1 protein-coding gene is annotated in these 384 nt (G+C 68.0%); it reads right to left on the minus strand.

All coding sequences use genetic code 11. The annotated features are described in order from the left end of the window. On the minus strand, positions 1 to 384 hold a 384-nt coding region (locus tag H3O04_RS35780), incomplete at both ends, for a hypothetical protein (RefSeq protein WP_202589559.1).

Below are 384 nucleotides of genomic sequence, written 5' to 3' on the forward strand. Positions count from 1 at the left end.
TTGCGCAGGTTGGCGCGACTCATGCCGGTGTCGCGGGGACTGGTGCCGGCCAGGGGATTGCCGGCACCGTCCTGAACGATGGCGCGCCGATAGCTCTTGCGCCTCAGCTCCTGGCGCTCGACCTCGGTCAGACCGTTGCGCAGGCCGGCGCCGCGCACGCCGACGACAACCATGTCGAGCGGCACCTGACTGTCGGGCAGCAGGCGGATACCTTTCATCTTCACCGAGAGGGCGCTCAGAGTATTGAAGGTCGGTGCGAACAAGCGGTCGAGCTGGATCTGGGTGGCGCCCTGGGACAGCCGGCCGAGTTGCTCGACTACGCTGGCGCCGAACACGTCCAGCAGGTCGCCGAGGAAGTAGGCGAGGCTCTTGCCGGCGCTGGGC

It is taken from the genome of Burkholderia sp. KCJ3K979, from assembly GCF_016759955.1.
In the GTDB taxonomy this organism is placed as follows: Bacteria; Pseudomonadota; Gammaproteobacteria; order Burkholderiales; family Burkholderiaceae; genus Burkholderia; species Burkholderia orbicola.